This is a genomic window from Marinimicrobium sp. LS-A18, from assembly GCF_000463525.1.
Classification (GTDB): Bacteria; Pseudomonadota; Gammaproteobacteria; order Pseudomonadales; family Cellvibrionaceae; genus Marinimicrobium; species Marinimicrobium koreense.
Genome location: NZ_AWEP01000013.1, coordinates 1 through 1,215, shown reverse-complemented (window position 1 = coordinate 1,215; position 1,215 = coordinate 1). Strand labels below are relative to the sequence as shown.

At 58.6% G+C, this 1,215-nt stretch carries 1 protein-coding gene; it reads left to right on the top strand.

The genetic code is table 11. The annotated features are described in order from the left end of the window. The coding region (gene tuf, locus N645_RS0116380) for an elongation factor Tu (RefSeq protein ID WP_024462587.1) at positions 1 to 1,212 on the top strand (1,212 nt) is incomplete at its 5' end. Positions 1,213 to 1,215 lie beyond the last annotated feature (3 nt).

Here is a 1,215-nt window from a genome sequence, read left to right as displayed (position 1 = left end):
TTTGAACGCAGTAAGCCCCACGTCAATGTGGGCACCATCGGTCACGTTGACCACGGTAAAACCACGCTGACCGCGGCTCTGACCCGCGTGTGCTTCGAAGTCTGGGGCAGTGGTTCTGCCATGGCCTTTGACGGTATCGACAATGCACCGGAAGAGCGTGAGCGTGGTATCACCATTGCGACCTCTCACGTAGAGTACGATTCACCGACCCGTCACTACGCGCACGTAGACTGCCCGGGCCACGCCGACTATGTGAAGAACATGATCACCGGCGCGGCTCAGATGGACGGTGCGATCCTGGTGTGTGGTGCCACTGACGGCCCGATGCCCCAGACTCGCGAGCACATCCTGCTGTCCCGTCAGGTTGGTGTACCTTTCATTGTGGTATTCCTGAACAAGGCCGACCTGCTGGCTGAAGATTGCGGCGGCGTAGGCACTGAGGAATACAACGAAATGCTGGAGCTGGTCGAGATGGAGCTGCGTGAGCTGCTGTCCGACTACGACTTCCCGGGTGACGACACGCCGATCATCGCCGGTTCTGCCCTGATGGCTCTGAACGGTGAAGACGAGCACGAGCTGGGTACTACCGCTGTGAAAAAGCTGGTTGAGACCCTGGACGAGTACATTCCGGAGCCCGAGCGTGCCATCGATCAGCCGTTCCTGATGCCGGTAGAAGACGTATTCTCCATCTCTGGTCGCGGTACCGTAGTAACCGGTCGTGTAGAGCGTGGCATCGTGAAGGTAGGCGAGGAGCTGGAAATCGTCGGCCTGAAGGACACCACCAAGACCGTATGTACCGGTGTTGAGATGTTCCGCAAGATGCTGGACGAAGGTCGTGCCGGTGAGAACGTTGGTGTTCTGCTGCGTGGTACCAAGCGTGACGAAGTTGAGCGTGGTCAGGTTCTGGCCAAGCCGGGTTCAGTGACCCCGCACGCCAAGTTCGAAGGCGAAGTGTACGTACTGTCCAAAGACGAAGGCGGCCGTCACACTCCGTTCTTCAAGGGCTATCGTCCGCAGTTCTACTTCCGTACCACTGACGTGACTGGCGCTTGTGAGCTGCCGGAAGGCGTTGAGATGGTTATGCCGGGCGACAACGTGAAGATGAGCGTGACTCTGATTCACCCGGTAGCGATGGAAGAAGGTCTGCGCTTTGCGGTTCGTGAAGGCGGCCGTACTGTAGGCGCTGGCGTGGTCGCTAAGATCATCGAGTAAGCG